General features: G+C 68.5%; 17 protein-coding genes and 1 tRNA gene. 14 read left to right on the plus strand and 4 right to left on the minus strand.

Features of this window, described 5'->3' with window-relative positions; translation table 11 throughout:
• Positions 1 to 229 precede the first annotated feature (229 nt).
• Both ACFU9P_RS12090 and ACFU9P_RS12095 read right to left on the minus strand, forming a co-directional pair.
• On the minus strand, positions 230 to 736 hold the full coding sequence (locus tag ACFU9P_RS12090) for a hypothetical protein (protein ID WP_384079148.1): 507 nt from the start codon (positions 734 to 736) through the stop codon (positions 230 to 232).
• Between the two features lie 830 nt (positions 737 to 1,566).
• Positions 1,567 to 1,651: transfer RNA gene (locus tag ACFU9P_RS12095), tRNA-OTHER, on the minus strand.
• A gap of 342 nt (positions 1,652 to 1,993) precedes the next feature.
• On the opposite strand from ACFU9P_RS12095, the gene ACFU9P_RS12100 reads away from it, so the two are divergent.
• Positions 1,994 to 2,923 carry a DUF5655 domain-containing protein gene (locus tag ACFU9P_RS12100; protein ID WP_384079151.1) on the plus strand — a complete coding sequence of 310 codons (930 nt, stop codon included), beginning with the start codon at positions 1,994 to 1,996 and terminating at the stop codon, positions 2,921 to 2,923.
• Positions 2,924 to 3,018: 95 nt separating this feature from the next.
• Here ACFU9P_RS12100 and ACFU9P_RS12105 read toward each other — a convergent pair whose 3' ends face one another.
• Positions 3,019 to 3,765, minus strand: coding sequence for a DNA-methyltransferase (locus ACFU9P_RS12105; protein WP_384079154.1), 747 nt, complete (start codon positions 3,763 to 3,765; stop codon positions 3,019 to 3,021).
• A gap of 587 nt (positions 3,766 to 4,352) precedes the next feature.
• Here ACFU9P_RS12105 and ACFU9P_RS12110 point away from each other — a divergent pair.
• From ACFU9P_RS12110 to ACFU9P_RS12130, 5 genes are all read left to right on the plus strand, one after another.
• Complete coding sequence (locus ACFU9P_RS12110) at positions 4,353 to 5,498, plus strand: C40 family peptidase (RefSeq protein WP_384079157.1); 1,146 nt, start codon at positions 4,353 to 4,355, stop codon at positions 5,496 to 5,498.
• Positions 5,499 to 5,828: 330 nt separating this feature from the next.
• On the plus strand, positions 5,829 to 6,470 hold the full coding sequence (locus tag ACFU9P_RS12115; RefSeq protein WP_384079160.1) for a TnsA-like heteromeric transposase endonuclease subunit: 642 nt from the start codon (positions 5,829 to 5,831) through the stop codon (positions 6,468 to 6,470).
• Positions 6,467 to 8,512: an integrase gene (locus ACFU9P_RS12120; RefSeq protein WP_376376380.1), complete on the plus strand. Its 2,046-nt coding sequence runs from the start codon at positions 6,467 to 6,469 to the stop codon at positions 8,510 to 8,512. The genes ACFU9P_RS12115 and ACFU9P_RS12120 overlap by 4 nt, the downstream gene beginning before the upstream one ends.
• Complete coding sequence (locus ACFU9P_RS12125; protein WP_376376382.1) at positions 8,509 to 9,597, plus strand: TniB family NTP-binding protein; 1,089 nt, start codon at positions 8,509 to 8,511, stop codon at positions 9,595 to 9,597. The genes ACFU9P_RS12120 and ACFU9P_RS12125 overlap by 4 nt, the downstream gene beginning before the upstream one ends.
• Entirely contained in the window at positions 9,594 to 12,572 is a 2,979-nt protein-coding gene (locus ACFU9P_RS12130) for a TniQ family protein (protein WP_376376384.1), read from the plus strand. The genes ACFU9P_RS12125 and ACFU9P_RS12130 overlap by 4 nt, the downstream gene beginning before the upstream one ends.
• On the opposite strand, the gene ACFU9P_RS12135 is transcribed toward ACFU9P_RS12130, so the two are convergent.
• A complete protein-coding gene (locus ACFU9P_RS12135) occupies positions 12,561 to 13,046 on the minus strand; it encodes a hypothetical protein (protein ID WP_376376386.1) in 486 nt (161 codons plus the stop codon). The two genes, ACFU9P_RS12130 and ACFU9P_RS12135, sit on opposite strands and share 12 nt — an antisense overlap.
• A 275-nt stretch (positions 13,047 to 13,321) precedes the next feature.
• Here ACFU9P_RS12135 and ACFU9P_RS12140 point away from each other — a divergent pair, with 275 nt between their 5' ends.
• The 8 genes from ACFU9P_RS12140 (at position 13,322) to ACFU9P_RS12175 (ending at position 21,761) form a co-directional block, all read left to right on the plus strand.
• Entirely contained in the window at positions 13,322 to 13,630 is a 309-nt protein-coding gene (locus tag ACFU9P_RS12140; RefSeq protein ID WP_384079165.1) for a DUF6112 family protein, read from the plus strand.
• Positions 13,630 to 14,316 carry a hypothetical protein gene (locus ACFU9P_RS12145; RefSeq protein ID WP_384079167.1) on the plus strand — a complete coding sequence of 229 codons (687 nt, stop codon included), beginning with the start codon at positions 13,630 to 13,632 and terminating at the stop codon, positions 14,314 to 14,316. Before ACFU9P_RS12140 ends, ACFU9P_RS12145 begins: the two co-directional genes overlap by 1 nt.
• A gap of 29 nt (positions 14,317 to 14,345) precedes the next feature.
• A complete protein-coding gene (locus ACFU9P_RS12150) occupies positions 14,346 to 15,707 on the plus strand; it encodes an ATP-binding protein (RefSeq protein WP_384079170.1) in 1,362 nt (453 codons plus the stop codon).
• 96 nt (positions 15,708 to 15,803) lie between these two features.
• Entirely contained in the window at positions 15,804 to 17,273 is a 1,470-nt protein-coding gene (locus ACFU9P_RS12155) for an SCO6880 family protein (RefSeq protein ID WP_384079173.1), read from the plus strand.
• A gap of 34 nt (positions 17,274 to 17,307) precedes the next feature.
• Entirely contained in the window at positions 17,308 to 17,763 is a 456-nt protein-coding gene (locus ACFU9P_RS12160) for a DUF6238 family protein (protein ID WP_384079176.1), read from the plus strand.
• A gap of 32 nt (positions 17,764 to 17,795) precedes the next feature.
• Complete coding sequence (locus ACFU9P_RS12165; RefSeq protein ID WP_384079179.1) at positions 17,796 to 19,325, plus strand: ATP-binding protein; 1,530 nt, start codon at positions 17,796 to 17,798, stop codon at positions 19,323 to 19,325.
• Between the two features lie 744 nt (positions 19,326 to 20,069).
• Positions 20,070 to 20,624, plus strand: coding sequence for a hypothetical protein (locus ACFU9P_RS12170; RefSeq protein WP_384079182.1), 555 nt, complete (start codon positions 20,070 to 20,072; stop codon positions 20,622 to 20,624).
• A 27-nt stretch (positions 20,625 to 20,651) separates the two neighbouring features.
• The gene (locus ACFU9P_RS12175) at positions 20,652 to 21,761 is read left to right on the plus strand and encodes a hypothetical protein (RefSeq protein ID WP_384079185.1); all 1,110 of its coding nucleotides are present in this window, start codon (positions 20,652 to 20,654) and stop codon (positions 21,759 to 21,761) included.
• The last annotated feature ends 1 nt before the right edge of the window (position 21,762 follow it).

Below are 21,762 nucleotides of genomic sequence, written 5' to 3' on the forward strand. Positions count from 1 at the left end.
CTCTGAACACGCTACTTCCGGCTGGGAACCCGGCGGCCGAGGCCGGAGGCTGCAGCGCGTTCCGGAGCGGGAGAGATTTTCGCCCGACTGTCGGTGTCATGTAGGCGCGCGCGCTGTTCCGCGATGAACTTCGCGCTCTCCGGCCATGGTGTCTCGGACGTGGCACGGTGGTTTCTGCGCCATGCTTTGGCGCCGTCGCCGTAGATCTCGATCGGTTCGTAGAACCACTTCAGATGTGGCCAGGCAGGATTGTCCTGGCTCCGGTAGGCGAGTTCGAAGTGTTCCTGGCTCTGCTCGTCGAAGAGAACCTTTGCGAGCTGCGCATAGGCCTCTGTCGACCCAGCATTCCCGGCGCAGTCGGCGCCTTGTGCAGCGCCCAGGCGAAGTCACCTGCGTCGAGCAGCACGAACCGGTCACCATGGAGTCCTTCGGTCTCTACGGACCACGAGCCTCGGGGCTCCCATTCGTGCACGACGAGCCATACGAAAAAGCGCATGGCCTGTCCGGCCGTGATCCCGCAGGCCAGCAGGGCATCGACGAGCTTGCGGCGCAGATTCCGTACGGGAGGCGGCTCCAGCCCATCGGGCGTTATCTGGTTCAGCGTATGAGGGAATTCCACCTTCTCGTGGCCCAGAATGCGCGTCGTCAGGATCTGCGCGAGGTCGGGCAGCAGCGACTCGGCATTGGAAACACTCAATGCCCGGTCGACTGTGCTGGAAACGAGTCTGTCTCCCATGAACAGCCTCCTGCCCCATCGGTCTTGGCAGCCGCGTCCGCCACGCCCTGCAAGACCCACTCCATGACGTGGTGCATATCCTCCTGGGGACACGCAGTCGGCATGCCTGCAACGAAATGCTCGTACGCCCCGTACCGATCGTTGCTCGGCCTCTCGCTCAGCACTCCAAGCATTGTCGTGGTATCGAGAAAACGGGGCCAGAGAAGGGTCAGCAGAGTGCCCCGGAGGCTGAGGTCGGAGTCTGTGTCCTTACTCGGTCCAAGCGTGGCCAACACCTCCTTCAAGGCGGGGACGGCCAATGCCTCATCGCATGCGAAAGCTGCCCTGGCGGCCTGCGAGCGGTTGTCGCTCGGCCACCGAGGAGCTGCCGTCGCCTTCAGCAGTAGCGGTGCAGAGTCGGTGACGGGCACTGCTCCGCCAGATGAAGTGTCACCCGAGCCCGGGCCCAGGTCGGCCAGTCGCCGAAATCCTCAGGGTCGAGAGTGAGGGCCGGAACCAGTTGGCGAGCCAGGCCGGGATGTCCGAGCACCCAGCGGGTCGGAGGCCGGTGGATTTTCACCCGTCGCCCCATGGGCAGCAACAGCCTCCTGATGAGGTGTCACGCACGGCTGTCCACAGCTTATCCACCGGGACCCCTTGCGTCAGCGTGATCCATCCCGTGCGAGCAATCAAAAGACCAGGTCAGAGCATTGGATCAACGATTTCGCCACAGAAGCCAACCCTCCGACGTACGCATTACGATGCGCAGACGGACATTGCCGGATTGGCCCGAATCCCAAGGTCATCCGAAAGAGAAACCCCAGGTCAGAAGCTTGACCTGGGGTTTGCGATGGAGCCGCCTTCGGGATTCGAACCCGAGACCTACGCATTACGAGACCGTGAGCGTTCGTGTTGCGTGGTGCCGTGTCGTGCTGCCCCGTGACGTTCTGCCTGATCAGGGTATGTACAACAAGTTGACCTGTGCCACCTCGTGGTGCACCGTCCAAAGGCGTCTGTCCACCGGCTGTCCACCGGTGGGGCTGTCAGGGCCCATCGCCGAGAATGCCACTAGGTTGCTGGCGACACTGTCGACCGGCCGGAGGGACGAGCGGAGGTCACTGTTCGACCTCTACAAGCCGTCCGCCATTGGATTCTTTCACAGTTGCCTCCCCGACAGCGCCTCGTCCTAGCCGCTGTCGGCGCCTTCGTCCCGGATCCGGAATACCTGTGGGCGCGTTTCGATTGCTTCTCCTGTAGCAATCGCAAGAGGGGGCGCGGGTGACCGACCTGAAGCTATTCCGGCTGGATGCCGATGGCGGGGACGTCGAGTTGCGGGGTTCGACGGTGGCGCTGGAGGTGGAGCTGCAGCGTCGGGTCGAAGCTGGGATGGAGGCGATGCTTGGCATCCGCTTCTTGGCGTCCGAGTATCCGACGGGGCCGTGGCACCGGGGCCGGGTCGATTCGCTCGGGCTGGACGAGAACAACACGCCGGTGGTGATCGAGTACAAGAAGGGCAGTGACAGCGGGGTTCTGTCGCAGGCCGTGTCCTACCTGTCGTGGCTGTGCTCCGCGCGTCATGAGTTCGAGGCTCTGGTCAAGGAGAAGCTGGGTTCCGAGATCGCCGAGGCGATCGACTGGCGGAGTCCGCGGATGGTGTGTATCGCCGCCGGTTTTTCGCACCATGACCGGGTCGCGGTGCGCCGTCTGGACGAGCGGATCGACCTGGTGCGCTACCGGGTCTTCGACGGCGGACTGCTGAGCCTGCTGCTGGTCGAGTCCGCCCCTGGCTCGGCCAGATCTGTTGCCTCACGGCGGGAGCCTCGCGAGCGTGAGGTGTCGGCCGGTGCCGGCTGGGCGAAGCCAGCGCGGGCAGCTCTTGACGCGGCGCCCGCTTCGCTTCGGGCTCTGTACGGCGAGCTGGATGAGGTGCTGACCGCGTCGGGTGAGGTCGAGGTTGATGTCAAGCTGCATTACATCGCCTACCGGCGGATGGTGAACGTGGCCTGCATCGTGTTCCGGTCCAAGAACGCGGAGGTGCTCGTCTACCTGAAGGTGGACCCGGGCGCCGTAAGGCTGGAGGAGGGCTTTTCCCGCGATATGCGCGGTATCGGCCACCACGGTACGGGCGACCTGGAGGTCCGGATCGCCTCGGCAGCCGACTTGGAGAAGGCGGCGCCGCTGATCCGGCGGGCGTTTGAAGCGGCCTGACGCAAAGGAAGGGCGGCGTGTGCATCGGTGTCACGATGCGCCCGCCGCCCTTCGGCCTCTGCGGTCTGTGAGCCCTGGTCTGGGCGTTCTCATGTTCATGCCTCCGGTCCGGCGAGGATAAAATCGTCCTGGGTGAGTTCAGCTCGGAGCCTGCGCTCGGCGATGTCGGCGTAGTGGGAGGAGAGTTCGACGCCGACGAAGTGCCTGCCTTCACGCAGTGCTGCGACACCTGTGGTTCCGGAGCCGGTGAAGGGGTCGAGGACGGTGCCGTCTTCGGGGCAGATCTGAACGAGTTTCCGCATGATCTCGACGGGTTTCTGGGTGATGTGGACGCGGTCCTTGCGGGGCTGGGACGCCGTGAAGTGGCCGGGGAGGTAGAGGTTGCGGGTTTTGTCGAGGCCGCCTTTGACGCCCCAGGTGATGAACTCGGCGGACTGTTTGAAGCCGCCCTTCCGGGGGCGGCTGGCGGGTTTGATCCAGGGGATGGTGCCGCTCCATGTCCAGCCCGCCATCTGCAGGGCATCGGACGTGGTGGGTTCCTGGCGCCAGTCGGAGAACACCATCGCGACAGTGTGCTCCGTCGCGGCCCGGTATGCCTCGGTGAGCAGGGCGGTCAGCCAGCTCCGGTACGAGCGCTGGTCGCGGTTCTCCCCGGGGAAGTTCTGCAGGTCGTGGGCCGAGCCGGTGGTGACGTACTTGGCTCGGGCGGTGCGGCTGGTCCGGTCCGAGCTGGTGCGTCCGCCGCTGTTGTACGGGGGGTCGGTGATGACGGCGTGGATGCTCTCGTCCGGGAGGGTTTTCAGGACGGTGAGGGCGTCGCCTCGGTGCAGCGTGTAGCTCATACGCGGGGCCTCTTCTTCTGGGCGCGGCGGGACTGGGCCCGCCCGCTCCGCTCGGCGGTCGGCGGAGACCGGTCGGAGGGGGATACGCGGGAGGGTAGACGCGATTTCCGGCCGCACCCAACCGACCCGAAGCCGTGCTCGGCTGGCCGGTTCGCAGAGCGTTTGGTGCGGCCGGACTTCGCGTCTACTGTCTCGCCAAGTCACCGGGGCCGAGTCCCGCTCCACCCCTACTGACCTGTGCCGATCCGTGTTGCCGTGTCCACATGCGCGGCGAGGAAGGCACATTGGCCCCCATTCTGGAAGACGCATGGAGACCCCCGTGTACTGCCTGAGATTACGAGCGCGGCCGGCTGCCGCGCATGACCTGAGACCGGCGTCCAGGAGTTACCAACTCCTCTGACCCGGGACCGCCTTCATCAGGGCGGATTCACATCGGCGCGGTGCCGGCGGCTTTCCACGAGGAACCGGCACCGCGCCTCCTACAAACCCCGAGGAGCCGCTGCGATGCAGCATGCCCTGATACGCCCACGCCCTGACCCAACCCCGTTGCCCTGCCGGACCGTCCGCCCCGGCGAACGGCGTCGGCAGTGAAGAAAACCACCGGTGCCTTCGTCGGGCTCGTCTCCGCCGGAGCACTACTGCTGGCCTCCCCTCTCCTGGCCGTCACTGCCGCGAGCGCCTCGGCCTCCTGCTCCACCGGCGGCACACAGGCTGTGGATACCGCGGCCGTCGCCGCGCAGGTGAAGGCCATCCTCGACGGCGGTGGCAAAGGCCCGGTCTCCATACCGGGTCTGGATGACCCCGCCGAGCAGGTGCCCAACGCCCGGACCATCCAGGCCACCGGCGTCGCGATGCACATCCCGGCCCGCGGGCAGATCGTGGCACTGGCCACCGCCCTTCAGGAGAGCGGTCTGCGGAACCTGACCTACGGCGACCGTGATTCGCTGGGCCTGTTCCAGCAGCGGCCGTCACAGGGCTGGGGAACCGCCGAGCAGATCATGCAGCCGGTGTACGCGGCGACGAAGTTCTACGAGTCGCTGCGGAAGGTGCCGGGCTGGGAGTCGTTGACGGTCACCCAGGCCGCCCAGGCGGTGCAGCGTTCGGGCTTCCCCGACGCCTACGCCAAATGGGAGCCGCTGGCCACAGCCCTGCAGAAGGCGATCGAGCCCCTGCTGACGGCGACCGGCAATCCGTCACCGGATCCCGTAACGTCCGGTCCCGGTACCCCGAGTGTTCCCTCGGCGGATCTCGCGGGCGGCTGTGCGGCTGGTGGTGACGGCAGTGGCTTCGGGACGATCCCGGCCGGTGCCCTGCCGGCCGGTTACGCGATTCCGGCCGACGCTCCGCTGAAGGTGCGGACCGCGATCCGGTGGGCGCTGGGCCAGCTCGGTACGCCGTACCAGTGGGGCGGGAGCTGTACGGACTCGCACGGGCCGGATCCGATGGGCCGCTGTGACTGCTCCTCGCTGATGCAGCAGTCGTACAAGGCGGCCGGGGTCACCCTGACGCGGACCACCTCCACGCAGGTCAGGGAGGGCAAGCCGGTCCCGGTCAACGCCCTCAAACCCGGCGACCTGCTCTTCACCGAGGGGACCGTCCGAGTCCCTGAGCATGTTGGGATGTTCATCGGCCAGGGGCTGATCGTCAACGCCCCGCACACCGGTGACGTGGTCCGTATCGCGACCCTCGCCGACTGGAGGCCGCAGATCCTCGCGGCCCGCCGAGTCCTCTGACCGGCACCTGTAGGTTCCGAATAGAGATGTCGTTTTCCAAGTGACTTGTCATCAACTTGTCGTTCGACTCGTCCGGCTGAGTCTCCACTCGGTACGGCGCCAGCGTCACGTCGGCAGTCCGTGGTCCAGCCTTTCGTTTGGTTTGCCCGCTTTTCCGCTCAGGCTAGCGCTGGTGGCGGCCAGTGTCCTGGTGTCGAAGACATCGGACACGAAGGGGCGGCCATGGGGACTGGTGCAGGCGGAGAGGACGCGACAGATAGCCGGACAGTCCGGGCCACGTATCGACGAGGCAACGGACGGCTGGTCGAGGACGATCTCGACCGGATCCCGGTGGACGAAGTCGCCAGCGGGCTCCCTGTACGCGAGTTCCGTTGGTACCGGGGCCGAAAGCACTACTCCGGCTGGTATCACGCCTCGACGACGGGCCGGACGGTGGCCTACGAGAGCCGGTTGGAACTCGCGCGCATCCTGATCGCCGACTTCGCCAGCGACGTCACGGAGATCGCGGCCCAGCCCTTCCTACTGATCGGCCGGGACGGTACGCGCATCCGCCAGCACGTTCCCGATCTGTTCCTCGTCCATGCCGACGGTCTGGTGACTGTCGTGGACGTCAAAGCCCCCTCACGCATGAAGGATCCCAAGGTGATCGCACAGTTCGACTGGACACGCCAGGTGTGTTCGCGTCGCGGCTGGGTCTATGAGACCTGGTCGGGCGCCGAGCCTGCCGTGGTGGAGAACGTGCGCTTCCTGGCGGGCTACCGGCGTCGTGACCTAGTGGAGACCTCGCTCATCTCCCGGGTGCTGGAGGCTGCCGCGGACCAGCCGACGATCGGCGGTATCGAGGCCGCACTGGCTGGACGGCCATGCGAGACCGTCCGCCCGGTCGTCCTGCACTTGGTCTGGTCCGGCCAGCTCGTCACCGACCTGTGTGCTCCGCTGAACCGTGCGAGCCGGATCCGGGTGGCGGCATGAACGGTTACGCAATGCACCTGTTCGCGGGGGCCCGTCTCTTCTTCGGCGGTGACGTCGTCGAGGTCGTGGACGTCGAGGGCCTGCGCACGACGGTCCGCAACGAACGGACGAGTGAGTACAGCTCCGTTCCGCTCGGGCGGCTGGCCGCTGGAGCCCGGTCGATCGGTGATCCCACACCAGCCGCCGCGGACGGGGTCGGCATGCTGCTGGCGGGCTTGTCGGCCGACCAGCGTCAGCGGCTGGAGGAACGGGCGGGGCACATCCGCGAGGTGCTCAGCGGCTACCGGTCCGGGCACCCCGGCCGTGCTCTGCCCAACGAGCCCAGGCCCGCCTACGATCCCAATCTCCCGCTGAAGGACCGGACTGCGGCCAAGGCCGCTGATCTGGGTGTTTCCGCTCGCACGCTGGAGCGGTGGCTGACCGCCTACCGGGAAAGCGGTGAGGCGGGTCTCGTCGATGCCCGCGCGGGAAGGACTTCAAGCGTCGATCCCCGGTGGGAGGAGGCCGTGCGCCGGGTGATGGCAGAGTCGGTGACCGGCTCGACTCCCACGCGGTCGGCTCTGCTGCTGCGGGCCGAGGAACGGCTGAAGGCCGAGTACGGCAAAGGGACTGTTCGTGTCCCGTCCCGGAGCACGGCCTACGCCCGCCTGGCCTGGCTGGCCAAGGGCACGAACGCGGTCTCCGGCAGCGCCAAGGCACGCCGCTCGATCGCGGAGAGGCCGCAGGGAACTTACGGACGACTGCGGGCCACACGGCCCGGCGAGTACGTCGTGCTCGACACCCAGGACCTGGACATCTACGCCATGGAGCCGGTGACCTGCCGCTGGGTTCCGCTCCAGCTCACCGTCGCCCAGGACCTGTTCTCCCGCTGCATCGTCGGACTGCGGGTGACGGCCTGCTCCACCAAGGCAGTGGACGTCGCCGGCGTGCTGTTCGAGGCGGTCTGCCCTCCGCTGGAGGACACGGCCCACCCCGCGCTCGCTCCTTACCACGGGCTGTGGGACGAGGTGGTGTTCACCGAGGACGCACTCGTTCCGGGCCGCGGGCTGTGTCCGCCGGAGACGCTGGTCATCGACCACGGTCGGGCCTTCATGTCCGCACACGTGATCGGGGTCTGCACCCGGCTGGGGATGTCCATTCAGCCGGCCCAGCCGAAGAAGCCCACGGACAAGCCGACCGTCGAACGCTTCTTCCGCACCTTGCGGGAGGGCTTGATCCAGCACCTTCCCGCCTACAAGGGGCCCGACGTCCACAGCCGCGGCCAGGCGGTCGAGGACGCCGCGTTCTTCTTCATCCACGAGGTGGAGGAGATCATCCGTGAGTGGATCGCGGAGGTCTACCACCGTCGTGAGCACGACGGGCTCGTCATCCCGCAGTGGCCGAAGCTGTCGTTGTCCCCGCTGGAGATGCTGCGCATCGGCCTGGCCCGCGCCGGACGACTGCGGATGCCAGCCTCGCCGGACCTGGCCTTTCAGTTCCTCGCGGTCAAGCCGCGCACGATCCAGCACTACGGTGTCGAGGTCGATGGCCTGCGTTACAACGGGCCGGTGCTGGACGGCTACCGCAACGCGCCTAGCCCCTACACCGGTCTGGGCCGGCAGTGGCCGATCCACGTCAACCCCGACGACGTGCGGTTCGTCTACTTCCAGAACCCGGACGACAACTCCTGGCATCCGCTGATCTGGGAGCACGCTCCCGCACTGAAGATGGCCTTCAGCGGGGAGGCCGCCGCCTATGCCCGCCGTCTGGCCGCACGCGAGGGCCGGCACATTGACGCCTCGCAGGCCCTTTCGGATTTGCTGGCCCGCTGGGACCAGGGCATGGTCACCGACCGGCGCGAACGCCGCATGGCGGTGCGCCTGTCGGCAGAGCGCGACGCGCTGTCCCTGCCGGTGCTGCTCGAGCAGTCCGGCCCGCTGACACCTCCGGAGCTGAGGCTGGTGCCCGACCTGCCGGCCGGGGACAGCGACGAGGAGGACGAGCTGTTCGACGCCCCCGAGGGCGACGACTTCTACGCCGACGCCTTCGAGGTGATCGAGTGAGGCAGCCCAATCTGTTCAGCCTCTCCCGCAAGGAGGGCTGGCGCCGCTTCGCCGACGCCCCGCCACGGCAACGGCCCGAGACCCTGGCCCGCGCCCAACTGGCCGCCCTGGGCGAGGCCGCAGCCGAGGACTACAACGATTCGCGCCACGACTGGCACGCGAACTTCGGCATCGTGCAGACGCCTCAGCTCGCAGGCATCCACGACGAACTCGAACAGATCGTGGCCAGCAACCGGCAGGACGGTGACCGCATCCGCTCGGCCGCTGTCATCGACGCGCTGCCGGGCCTGGGCAAGACCACCATCGCCAACCTGTTCGGCCGTGACTTCGACCGCCAGCAGATGCGCCGCCTGTCCACGGTCACCGAGGCCGGACACGAACGCATCCCCGTCTTCCGTGTCGGACTGACCTCCAACACCACCCTGCGAACTCTGAACCGGATGATCTGCGAGTACTACGGCCACCCTGCCACCGACCGGGCGAACGCCGCCGCCTTGGCCAGTTATGCCCTGGACTGCGTCCTGTCCTGCGAGACCCAGCTCGCCATCATCGACGACATCCACTTCATCGACCTGGACCGCCGCGACGGCTTGGCGGTGTCCAACCACCTCAAGTGGCTCGCCAACGAGCTGCCGGTCACCTTCATCTATGTCGGTGTCGGCCTCGCCGAGCGGCGGTTCTTCGCCGACGGCCTGACCGGCAAGAACGTCGCCTTGGCCCAGACCGCCCGCCGCTGGACCCGCCTTGGTGTCGATCCGTTCCGCCTCGACACCGACCAGGGGCGACGCCACTGGCGGAGCCTGATCAAGTCCACCGAACGCCAGCTCGTCCTCGCCGAGCACCGGCCCGGAATGCTGCTACGCAACGCCGACTACCTCTTCGAACGCACCAGCGGCCACATCGGGTCGTACTTCACCCTGCTCATGCGCGGCTGCTACCGCGCGATCCACACCGGCACGGAAGCCATCACCCGCGAAGTCCTCGACGGCATCCGGCTCGACGAGGCATCCGAACAGGCCCGCAAGCAGCTGGCCGCCACCATGGCCCACGCGAAGATCACCGCCGCGCTCGGTGATGCCTCGTGACCGAGACACGCGTGCTGCCTCTGCGGATCCCGATCCTGGATGGCGAGAGTCTCGACAGCTGGCTGGAGACGCTGGGCCGCCGCAACGGCCTGACGTTCTCCGCGTTCTTGCGCGTCCTGGGTCTGTCCCGGCACTACCTCACCCGCCTGCTGGTCAGTGACCTGCCCGTCTCCGTGCTGCGCGAGCTGGAGGTCCGCACCGGTCTTCCGGCCGGCCGTCTCGATCACGCGGTGATCGGCAGCGGCTTTCCCTTCGGGCCCAGGCGGCAGCGGCGATGCCGCTTCTGTCCCCAGTGCCTCGCCGAGCGGGAGGGACGCTGGCTGCTGAAATGGTGGCTGTCCTGGACATTCGCCTGCACCACGCACAAGGCCCTGCTTCACGACGCCTGTCCCGGCTGCGGCGAAGGAGTGCGCGTCAGGCTCCCCGGCCACACCCTCCGTTTCCCGGCGGGAACCTGCACCCGCGGCTCCCGGCTCGCGTCGGTCTGCGGCACCGACCTGACTAGCGCCGACCTTCTGCCGTTGCACTCCGATCATCCGTTGCTCGCCGCCCAGAGCCGCGTCGACGTCCTACTCGCCGATCCGTTCACCGCCAGCACGGTCCTGACCGACCTGAACCAGTGCACGCCATGGCTGATGCACACGGTCGACGACAACGACATCCAAACGATGGGCCGGACGGTCCAAGACCGCTGGCGCCGCCGGCCGCTGGCCATCCGGACTCCCGCCGACCGGGTCAAGCCGCTCGACGCCGCCGTGAGCGGTGTCATCGCCCACTCGGCTCTGCCCTTCCTCGCCGCACCCGACGACGCCTCGGCCGTCCATGCTGTCCTCGGCCTGCGGTCCCGGCGCGACACCCCGAACAAGGTGATCCCCCGGGGCATGACAGCCGAGCAGTGGTCCCAGCTCTCGCCTGGCACGCAGCGCCGATTCCTGCGCGCCGGCGACCAGATCATGGGCGCCCTGGACCGCGTCCGCTTCTCATCCTCGACCCCACGCGCCCGCGTCCCCCAACCCGGCGATCACAGTGCAAGCGCACGCATCCGGAACGTTCCGCAAGCTCTCTGGCCTGGCTGGACAGTGCGGCTCATGCCCCAGGAGGGGATGCAGGAGAACCTGTTCCGCGGCATCGCAGCCGCACTGCTTCTCCTGCCCGGGGAACCAGTCCTTCGGGCGCGCGGCGTCACCGACCGGCTGGGACCGCACCTACCGAACGCCATGACCGTCACCTTGCAGCGAGCCCTCAAGTCCGGGCACCCAGACGTGCTCGCCGCGCTCTGCAACCTCGCCCACTACCTCGACGACCACGGCAGCCCCATCGACTACGAGCGCCGGCGGCGCCTGATCCCCGCGACCCCGATCAGTCCCGACCAGTGGCGCGAGCTCTGTTTCCGCACCGGCACTCAGCCCGGTGAACAGCTCAGCGCCAAAACCACCCAGGCCCCGCGCTATCTCAACGCCCAGCGCTACCTCAACCAGCTCCTCACCGGCGCCGACCTGACCGATCCACGCCACCCCCTCGTCCTGCGATCGGCGCCCGACCGCTCCCGGTACTTCGCCTTCCCGCCCTCCCTGACCCTCGACCAGCGCGACGCTCTCCATCAACACGCGATCGGCATCCTGCACGACCTGAACATCCACGAACCCCTGACATGGGAGCCGCCGCAAGAATGCGCCGATGGACTCGACCTCCCCGGCTGGCGTCTCGACGACATCGACTTGGAAGAAGTACGCCGCATCGTCGTCACCCAGCAGCGGGCCCCACGCGAAGCGGCCAGGGAACTGAACACCACCCTCACCCATGTCCGCTTCGCGCTCGAACAGGTTCCCCGCGAACCCCGCGAGTGGGGCAGGTCATCGAGTCTCGGCTCCTGGCGCCTCCACCAACGGGCCAAGGCGGTCCTCACTACGGAATTCCTACAACGCGAGTACATCGACAGCGACAAGCCCCTGGGCCGCATCGCTCAAGAAGCCGGAGTCCCCCGTCACATCGCTATCGCCCATGCCCGCACCCTCGGCTTCACCATCCGCCGCACCCGCAAGCCCTTCCCTATCGACGAGACCTGGCTGCGCGAGCAATACCTCACCCACAAGCGCTCGACCCTCGACATCGCCGAAGAACTCGGCACAGAAGACGAAACAGTCCGCCGACGCCTCAAGCACCTGAAGATTCCCCTGCGACCCCCAGGAGTGCACAGCCGCACCATCATGACCAAGATCGACACCAGCCTCCCCCGTGACGTCCGGTCCGCCGTCGAAGGCACCCTCTACGGCTGGCTCCGCCTCCACCGCTTCCAGATCGCCATGCGCTTCCCCTCACTCGACAGCGCCGCCCACCACCTGAAGACCGAACCCAACGCGCTGGTCACACAGTTCCAGCGGCTAGAACGCGACATCGGCACACGCCTCTTCACCAGGGCAGCCTTCGGCCGCCCTCAACAGCCCACCCCACGCGGCCAACGAATCCTTCGACACCTCGAAACCGATCGCGTCCAGGCTCTGATGACCGCCTCGCTCCAGCGCGACCACACCTCCGCCTCGCCCGATGACTACGTCCTGGAAGCCGCCCATGCCAAGTTCCAAACCCGCCGCAACCCGGGCCCGCCCACCCCCTTCGACGACATCGCCGTCGAGCGCATCCGCATCACCAAGCCCACGCTCGTCCTCCTACGGGATCTGCTCGCCCAACCGCAACAGGAGTTCTACGGCGCCGAGGTCATCACACGCACCGGACTCGACCCAGGGACTGTCTATCCCCGGCTCAAGAAGCTCCAACAAGCGGGCTGGCTGACCAGCCGACTCGAAGACGACGTCACCTGGATGAACAGAGCCACCCCAGGACGCGGACCCGGCAAACGCCGCACCTTCTACGCCCTCACAACCGAGGGCCACCGCGCCGCCCGCCACGAAACCCAACACCGCACCGTGACCGGAAGAAACCGAACGATCAACAGTCGCCCGAAGTCACCTGACTAGCGGCTCCGAGAGGAGGACGACTCGATCAGCCTCGACATCGAAGCCGAGCACCGGATGGCCATGGCCACCCTCCGGATCCATCAGAACCGGCTTGCCCAACCGCCGCCCGATCTCTCGAAGGAGGCCACAGAACACATCAAGTCGGTCCTGCCCTTGCAACTCTCGCAGGTCGACATCGAAGTCGACTTCGTCGTCGGCATGGAAGCGGAAGATCGCCAGAACATCGGCAGCTAGCCAAACGCGCAGGTTCGGGCACTCCGCGTCAACCGGGCGTGACAGCACAACCTCCGCCCGAAGCAGCGGAAGCACCGTCTCGCCTTCGGAGTACTGGCACTGCCAGCCCCTTTCCGCGACAAGATCGAGGACCGCCTGCCAGTCCTCCACTGAGACGCCAGGGACGCGCACGTCCGGCAGCGACCCCATCAGATCCGGGTCGAAAAAGCACTTCACGTCATCCCACAGCAGATCAGCCACACTGCCATGCTGCCCGACCCCCGGGTTCCACGGCACCCCCCATGGCCACCGACCACCCGCCACGAAGCCCTTCACCATCAACCTGAAGAAACCGACAGATCAGCCGGACAAAACCCCGACAAGAAGCCTGGACAGCACCCCAAAACACCAGGTCACGCCACCACCGGCCGACAACTGAAATCGGAACCTACAGCACCTCCCTCCAGCATCTTCCCCCTTGTTCCCGCCTTCCTCCGTGTGCACCTCCGCGCACGCAGAACCGAACTGGAGTTCACATGTTTCTCGCCGACACAGTCGTCCCACTCGCCTACGACCCCGGTATCAAGCCGAACGAGGGCGGGCTGCCGGGCCTTGAGGTCCTCAAGCAGGTGATCGGCTCCATCAACCTATTCGGCATCATCGCCGTGGTCGGCGCGCTCGCGGTCAGCGCGGGCGTGTGGGCCTGGGGCCACCACTCCGGCGGCCACCAGGCCGAAGCCAACGGCAAGAAGGGCGTACTCGTCTCCGCCGGCGCCGCTCTGCTGCTGGGTGCGGCCAACGGTGTGGTCGCGTTCTTCTCGACGCTGGGGACGCAGGTCCGCTGATGTCTCCCCGTTCCACGAACCCCGGCGGCGCGTCGCCCCTGCGCCGCCGGGCGCTGATCGGCGCCGCCGTCCTGGCCGTACTCGTCGCCCTCGCCGGCCTGACCGCCTACCTCACCCGCGACGACAGGACACCCTCCAAAGATCCCGCGCCGCAGGCGAGTCCGGCATCCCCCTCCTCTCCGACCGCTTCGGCTTCCGCCTCGCCACCGGGAGGAAGCCACAGCGCCTTTCCCGTTCCCCCTTCCACGCACGATCCGATCGCCTTCGGGAAGGCGGCAGCCGCAGCACTGTGGTCCTACGACACCCGAGCCTCCTCCCAGCCGGAGTGGCTGGCAGCCCTGCACACCTGGCTCACCGGCGAGTCGAGGTACGCGGACCCGGCCTCGGTAGACGCCCTTGTGCCCTCGCCCGTGTTGTGGGGGCGGATGGCTGACCACGGCCAGTACGCCACCGCCACCGTGAACGAGGCCCACTTCCCGGACTCGTTCACCCGGGCCCTGCAGGCGGACCCCGGCGCGATCACCGCCGCGTACATCTACGCGGTCACCGTCTCCGGCAAGCAGTCCATCGCCTGGACCGGCGCACCCGCCGGGGGCGCCGAGGCACGCACCATCACCCTCGCCGTCCAGTGCCGCCCGTCCCGGCCCTGCGCTCTGGCCGGCGTCCTGCCGGCCGTCGCCCCCTGACCCCAACCCACAGATATGGAGGTACTGCCATGGATGTCTGTGACCTTCCGCTGATGGGGAGTGTCTGCGACACCGTCGACTTCGTCACCAACCCCGGCGGCGCCGTCACCGACGGCATCGGCGCATGGATCGCCAAATCCATGGGCGAAGTCGCCGCCACCGCGGCCGACCTGGCTGCCAATGCCGTCAACACCACCACCGCCATCGACCTCAACGCCTCCTGGTTCCGCGCCAACTACGAGCTGCTGCTCCCCATCGGCCTGGCGATCACCGTCGGCACGTTCTGCCTCCAGCTCGTTGCCGCCGCCTGGCGGCGCGACGAACGCGCCCTCGCCCAGGCCGCCATCGGCACCATGACCGGTGTTCTCTTCTCCTTCTGCGCCATCGCCTTCACCACCGTCGCCCTCACCGTCGTCGACGCCCTGTCCGCAGGGCTGTTCCAGGCCGCCAACTCCTCGGTGGACGACGCCATCCGCCGCGTCATCAGCGTCAACGAACTCGGCGCCATGTACGGGCTCGGCTGGGGCGTCCCGGCATTCGTCGCCCTGGGCTGCGCGATCGGAGCGTTCCTGTACTGGGGCGTCATGGTCGCCCGCAAAGTCGGCGTACTGATCCTCGTCGCGCTCGCGGTCTTCGCCGGGGCGGGTGGCGGCTGGGAGGCGGCGAAGCGGTGGCGGCGGGGCTGGATTGAGGCTACCGCCACCCTGGTGGTGAGCAAACTCCTGATGACCGTGGTGTTCCTCATCGGGGTGAGCGCGATGGGCAAGTCCGACCCGCAGGACGGCATGGCCGCCCTCTCCGACGCGCTGGCCGGCATCGTCGTCATGATCCTCGTCCTCCTGTGCCCGTATGCGACGTACCGGTTCGTGCGCTGGGCCTCGGACAGCGGCGGCCACGACGACCTCCACCGCACCGGCATCGCCGGACTCGCCGTCACCGCCGGCGCCGTCAAAACCGCAGGCAGCCTGGCCATGCAGGTAGGCACCGGTGGCCGCGCTCCGCAGGGCCCCAGCCAGGTGCCCGGGGCGGGCCCCGACGGCGTCGCGACCGGCATCGACCCCACCGGCGGCCGTCTGAGCAAGGAAGGCATCGATCCCGGACCGGCCAGGCCCCAGACCAGCTTCCGGTACGGCGAGGACCCGAACGCTCCCGGCGACAAGGGCCGCGCGCTGATCCAGCGCCCCGGCATACCCCCGCTGATCACACGGCCCGCCGAGGACGGGGCGGACAGCTCCGCCGCTCCGGCCGCCAGCGCCCCCAGCGGCAGCTTGGCCAAGGACGGACCGGCTGCGCCCTCCGGACCGGCGCCGACCGCTACGGGGCCGTCGCCGACCGGCTCGGCGAGCCCGACGCGCTGGGTCTACCCCGGCAAGCCGCCGTCCGGATCCTGACCAACCATCACACCCGGGGCGGGATGTGTCTCCTGCCGGTGCACACCCCGCCCTGGTATCCCGCTGCCATTCCTGATCTACGTGAACGGAACAACCATGTCCGATATCCCCCGGGCCGAAGCCGCCGCCACGGTCAAGTTCCCGCACCGCTCCAGGCGCGGCGTCCTCCTCGGCCTGACCGCCGCGCAACTGATCACCGCCGCACTCACCGGCCTGCTCCTGCTCGCCGTGATCCTCACCCGTGGCGTGGTCGGAGCCCTCGAACTCATACCGGTGTGGGCGACGATCGTCCTGTTCGTCTTCGTCCGGCACCGGGGGCGGTCCCTGGCCGACTGGACACCGGTCGTCACCCGCTACGCCCACCGGCGTATGCGCGGTCAGTTGCTGTGGCTGACCCGCCCGTCCCAGCGGCCAATCCGCGAGGGTATGTTGCATCTTCCCGGCACTGCGGCGAGCCTGCGCGTGGTCACCGCCCCAGACGGCCGGTATGGCGCGGTCCACAACCCGCACACCGGAGCACTGACCGCCGTCGTCAAGGTCAGCAGCCGCGCGTACGCCCTCCTCGACCCGGGCACGCAGAATGCCAACGTCGCCGGGTGGGGCCGTGCGCTCGCCGCGCTGGCCCGTACGGGTCAGGTGGCCCGGATCCAGGTGATCGAACGGACGGTCCCGGACTCCGGCGACGCCCTTCGCCGCTACTGGGAAGAACACGGCCAGCCCGATGCCCCGCTGGCGGGTGCCGTCTACAGCGAGCTGATCGCTTCCGCCGGACCGGCCGCCGCTCCGCACGAGGCATACGTCGCGGTGTCGCTGGATGCCAGGGCGGCCCGGCGGCTGGTCAACCAGGCCGGAGGCGGACTCACGGGAGCCTTCAGCGTCCTGGGCCAGCTCACCTCCACCCTCGACCAGGCCGCACGCACCGCCGGGCTCACCCCCACCGGCTGGCTCACCGCCACCGAGATCGCGGCCGTCGTACGGACTGCCTACGACCCCAAGGCCCTTGCGGCGCTGGACCGCTGGTCATCGTCCAGCCGCCCCGAGGCCGATCCTGCCGCAGCCGGCCCGGTCGTCGTCGTGGAGAAGTCGGACCATATCGCCACTGACTCCGCCTTTCACACCACGTACTGGATCGAGAACTGGCCCCGCACCGAAACTTCAGCGGGATTCCTGCACCAGCTCCTGTTCACCGCCGGAGTACGCCGGACCCTGTCACTGTCGTACGAGCCGAAGGGCCTCGACGCCGCGCTGCGGGATGTCCAGCGCAAGAAGGCCAGCGTGATCGCGGACGCCGCCGAGCGCGCCCGGCGCGGGCAGGTCGACTCCGAAGCGGACGCGATCGAGTACCAGGACATCAAGTCCCGCGAACGCCAGCTCATCGCCGGCCACGCGGATGTGGCGATGACCGGGCTGCTGACGGTCTCGGCCGACTCCGAGGAGGAACTGCGGACGGCGTGCGCGGTGGTGGAGACCGCGGCGGTCGGCGCGCAGATCGATGTCCGGCCGCTGACCTGGCAGCAGGCCGAGGCGTTCACCGCTGCTGCCATGCCGCTCGCCCTCGCCGCCTGATGCCGGCCCTCGCCCCGTCTGAAAGAGGACCGTCATGTCCCGCAGCTCCGCTTCGTCGACCGCGCAGGACTTCGTGCCCTTCGCCTCCGCCGCCCTCGACTTCCACCGCGCGCTCAACATCCCCGGCGGACCCCTGGTCACCTCCCGGGCCGAGCTGGACTCCCTGCACGCCCATCTCATCTCTGTGCACGGACTGCTCGACGCCCACGCCGTGCGCACGGGCGCGCTCGTGCAGGTCGAAGGTGACCTGCTCCGTGCCGCCCGGACCCGGATCTGGCAGGCCGCCGACCACCTCCACACCGCCTACCACACAGCCCCTCGTACGGGATCCGGTGAGATCCCCGACCGCGAGGAGTGCCAGTCTGGCCTGCCCGAAGGGGCTCCGGAACTAACGATCTGCCGGCGCCACCAGGCAGCCGCCCACCTCGTACGGCGCCGCACCACCCCGGCCGACCTGCACGCCCCCTTCACCGGCCTCATCCGCCACTAACCCCCTGCCTGCCACCGACCGGAGACTCCGCCATGCCCAGGATCCGCGCCACCGCCACCCACCTGTTCACCCCTCGCAAGACATCCCGCGCCGAACAACGGGCCGCGCGCGCCGGATTCGCCGAGGCCCGCCGCCAGGCCCGCCTCGCCGGAGTGACACCGAAGCGCAGCAACGAGGCGACCGACGCGTCAGAGCTGCGGTCGACGTATCCGCCGTCGGGCCGCCCAGGGCCCGCCTCGGCGCGTGGCGGCAGGCTCCGTCTGCCCGCGCACCGGTTGACGACCGCCACCGTGTCCGGTGCCTATCCCTTCCTCGCCGAGGGCGGCCTGGGTGCGGAGGGCATCTTCATCGGCCGTGACGTCCACGCGGAGGCGGCGTTCTGCTACGACCCGTTCACGCTGTACAGCAGCGGACGGATCGAAGGGTTCACCAATCCGAATGCGGTGCTGGCCGGAATTATCGGCATGGGCAAGTCCGCACTCGCCAAGTCCATCGCCACCAGGTCGATCGCGCACGGCTACCGGGTCTACGTCCCCTGCGATCCCAAGGGTGAATGGACCGCGGTCGCACGGGCGCTCGGCGGCTACACCATCGCCCTCGGCCCCGGCCTGCCCGGCAGGCTCAACCCGCTGGACGCCCCCGCCCGCCCCGCCTCGGTCAGCGAGGACGACTGGGCCACCGAAGTCCGCAAGCGACGCCTCCTGCTCCTGGCCGCCCTCGCCCGCACCGTCCTCACCCGCGACCTGCAGCCCATGGAACACACCGCCCTCGACCTCGCCCTGGACCTGGTGGTCACCGACGCCCAGGCGCGCGGCACCGTGCCGCTGCTCGGCGAGATCGCGCACACCCTCGGCTCACCCGAACGCCTCGACCAGGCCCTCGGCGACCAGGCCGGGCGAATGGGGCCCGCAGCCCAAGACCTGGCCCACGCCCTGCGGCGCCTGGTACACGGTGACCTGTCCGGCATGTTCGACGCACCGTCGACCGTCGCGTTCGACCCCACCACGCCCATGCTGTCCATCGACCTCTCCCGCCTGGGCGGGGCGGGCGATGACACCGCGCTGGTGCTGGCGATGACGTGCGCGAGCGCCTGGATGGAATCGGCCCTCGCCGATCCCGACGGCGGCAGGCGCTGGGTCATCTACGACGAGGCGTGGCGCGTCATGCGCCACCTCGGCCTGCTGGAGCGCATGCAGAGCCAGTGGAAGCTGTCGCGTGGCCTGGGCATCGCCAACCTCATGGTCATCCACCGCCTCAGTGACCTGCTCTCCGCTGGCGACGCCGGATCACGCGGCCGGGTCCTCGCCGAGGGCCTCCTCGCCGACTGCTCCACCCGCATCATCTACCGCCAGGAACCCGACCAACTTGCCGCCGCCGCAACGCTCCTCGGTCTCACCGGCGTCGAAACCCAGGCCGTCTCCGCCCTCACCAAAGGCCGCGGCCTCTGGAAAGTCGCCGGCCGCTCCTTCATCACCCAGCACATCCTCCACCCCGCAGAACGCCACCTCTTCGACACCGACACCCGCATGACCGCCAAATCCGCATTCCAGATAAATCACTGACAACTGGAAAGTCGATTGGAAATCCCTGTGCCAGCCTTCCTTCATCTCGTCATTGTCGAGGGCGCTCCGTACGGCCCGTACCTAGGTGCGTCCGAGCGACCCACGATGACCGGATATGACTCTCTGTCCTTCACTCGGCAGACGGCGGAGCGGATCGTCGCCGACCTCAACACGGACGCTTCCGGACTGACCGGCTCCTGGAACGGCGACTCGCTGACCTTCACCGCAACCAAGGACTACGACGGCGAAGGCTTCACGTACACCGTCACGCCGGATGCACAAGGTCACTACACCATCGAAGCCATGTGGCCATGGGATACATGGAGCGCAAACCTCGACCCGGCCGAGCAGAGCCATGCGTACGCACGCGGCGCCCTGACACCTCTAGAACCGGTTGATCCGACGTATTCCGACGCCACCCGCGCGGCGTGGCAGAGCGGACAAACTGAGGCAGCGCGTCTGCTCCAGACCACACCTACCGCGCAACGTCAGTCACCTCCTCGTCAGTTGACGAGCAAACCGCAGCCGCCACTCCTGGTCCCTCTTGAGAGGCCCTCCCTGTCTGCCCTTCCCGACGTCGTCATCACACGGCAGCCAAGCGGAAACGTCACTGCCGAAGGCGGCAACGAACTGAACCGCCATCCCTCTCTCGTCGGAGCCGTGCACCAAGGCGCCCGCCCGCAGAAGAAAGACCCGGCGGCAACACAGACGTCGCCCACACACACTCACACCGAGGAGTTCACAATGCAGCGCCCCAGCAGCACGCCCGACTACTACACCTATGAGTACGGGCGTCGCGTACCGGTCTGGATCCCCCGCGACGCGACCGGGGCGGTCATCGTCCCCGGTCGCCGCGCCACGGCTGCGTCTCCGGAACCGGACTCGGGGGCGTCGGTCCTCGCCGCGACGGACCGCCTCCTGGCCGCCACCACCCGCGAAGAGTTCACCGAGGTCTTCGAACACACCACCAGTGACGACCACGGGGCTCTCGCCCGCCTCCACCAGTTCCTGCAGAGCGCATCCTCCTGGTGCCACGACCACGGTGCCCCCCACAGCGCAGCCGAACTGAACACGTTCGCGATCTCGCTGGAGGAACTGGGCGACGACCTCGCACTCCTGGCCGACGACCTCGCGACCGAACTGGCACAGCCCGCCGCCCGGTCCTCCACAGCCGAGGCCGCCCTCCGTCCCTCCCCAACCGCCTCCGCCCAAAATCTTCCGCCGACCAGCCCGTCCACCGGCCCATCCCCTGAACCTCCCCCGCCGAACAGCGCCCGCACCGCACCGCGCTCGCGGTAGGCCCGGACACCGAAACGAGACCCGGTCATGACCGACATCCCAACTGCCCCATCCAGTCCCGCCGAACCGCTGCAGGATCCCGCCTGGCTGTCTCCCGAGGAGAGCAGTCCCGCCGACCTGCGGGGATTCGCCTCCACGATGGCCGCCCGGCTGCCCGGCTGGACCGCTCGGGCACACGATCTCACCGTCGGCGAGCAGCCCCGCGAGGTGGACGAGCGGGTCTGGGACAACGGAACGCTGTCCCATGCCTTCGAGCAGTACGTTCTGGACGAGGCCGCCGTACTCACCGGCCCCGGCGGCGCTCAGCTTGTTGCTGTGCACCGGCCCGGCGCACGCGGCCAGTTCCTCGTCGGTGCCCTGCGTCCCGCATCCATACCCGCCCGTCTGATCGCGCCCGACGACAGCCCAGTGCCGTCGGCCATCGCTGTCGGCGCCGATCCGGTACGGGCTGCCGCCGAGGTGCGGCGCCGACTCCTTCCCCGCTACGAACAAGCGGTATGGCGGGTACGCGTGAGGGCCCTGGCCGCCGCAGCCGTCGGCATCACCCAGGCATCCGATGCCTGGGACGCGGTGTCCGACAGCTTCTGCGACGAGGACGGCTGGCCGGCCGACGAAACCGGCTACGACAACGGCAAGGTACGCCGCGACGCGGCGGCGTGGGAGCACGTCGAGACCTTCCTCGCACACGGACCAGAGGTCCTCGCCGGAGTCCGGGCCACCGTTACCGGGGCCGATTACCTCGATGGGCCGATCAGCGGTGACCTTCAGCGGCTGCGGGGCGTCGACACCATCCTCGCACGAGCCCAGCAGATTCGCCACGAGTGGGAGCAGGTCACCGCGCTGCTGACCGCCTCGCCGCCCGGCGCACGCGAGATCTATGAGGAGCGAGCGGTGGAGCTGCGCAACGCCGAAGGCTGGCACTACGCCGACGAACTGTCCTACAGCGGCCAGGCGCTGGCCAGCGCCGCCGAGTACCTGACCGAGCGGATCGGCGCCGAGCAGCCCGGACCCGCCCGGCGTGTCCACGCCGCGATCGCCCGCTCCGCCCCGGGCCTTCACCGTCCCGGGCCCGCGCTGCCGCCACCGTCCACACCGTCAGTGTCCCTGCGGCGCGCCGCTCGCGCTGACCGTCCCTAGC

Source organism: Streptomyces sp. NPDC057617 (assembly GCF_042800555.1).
In the GTDB taxonomy this organism is placed as follows: domain Bacteria; phylum Actinomycetota; class Actinomycetes; order Streptomycetales; family Streptomycetaceae; genus Streptomyces.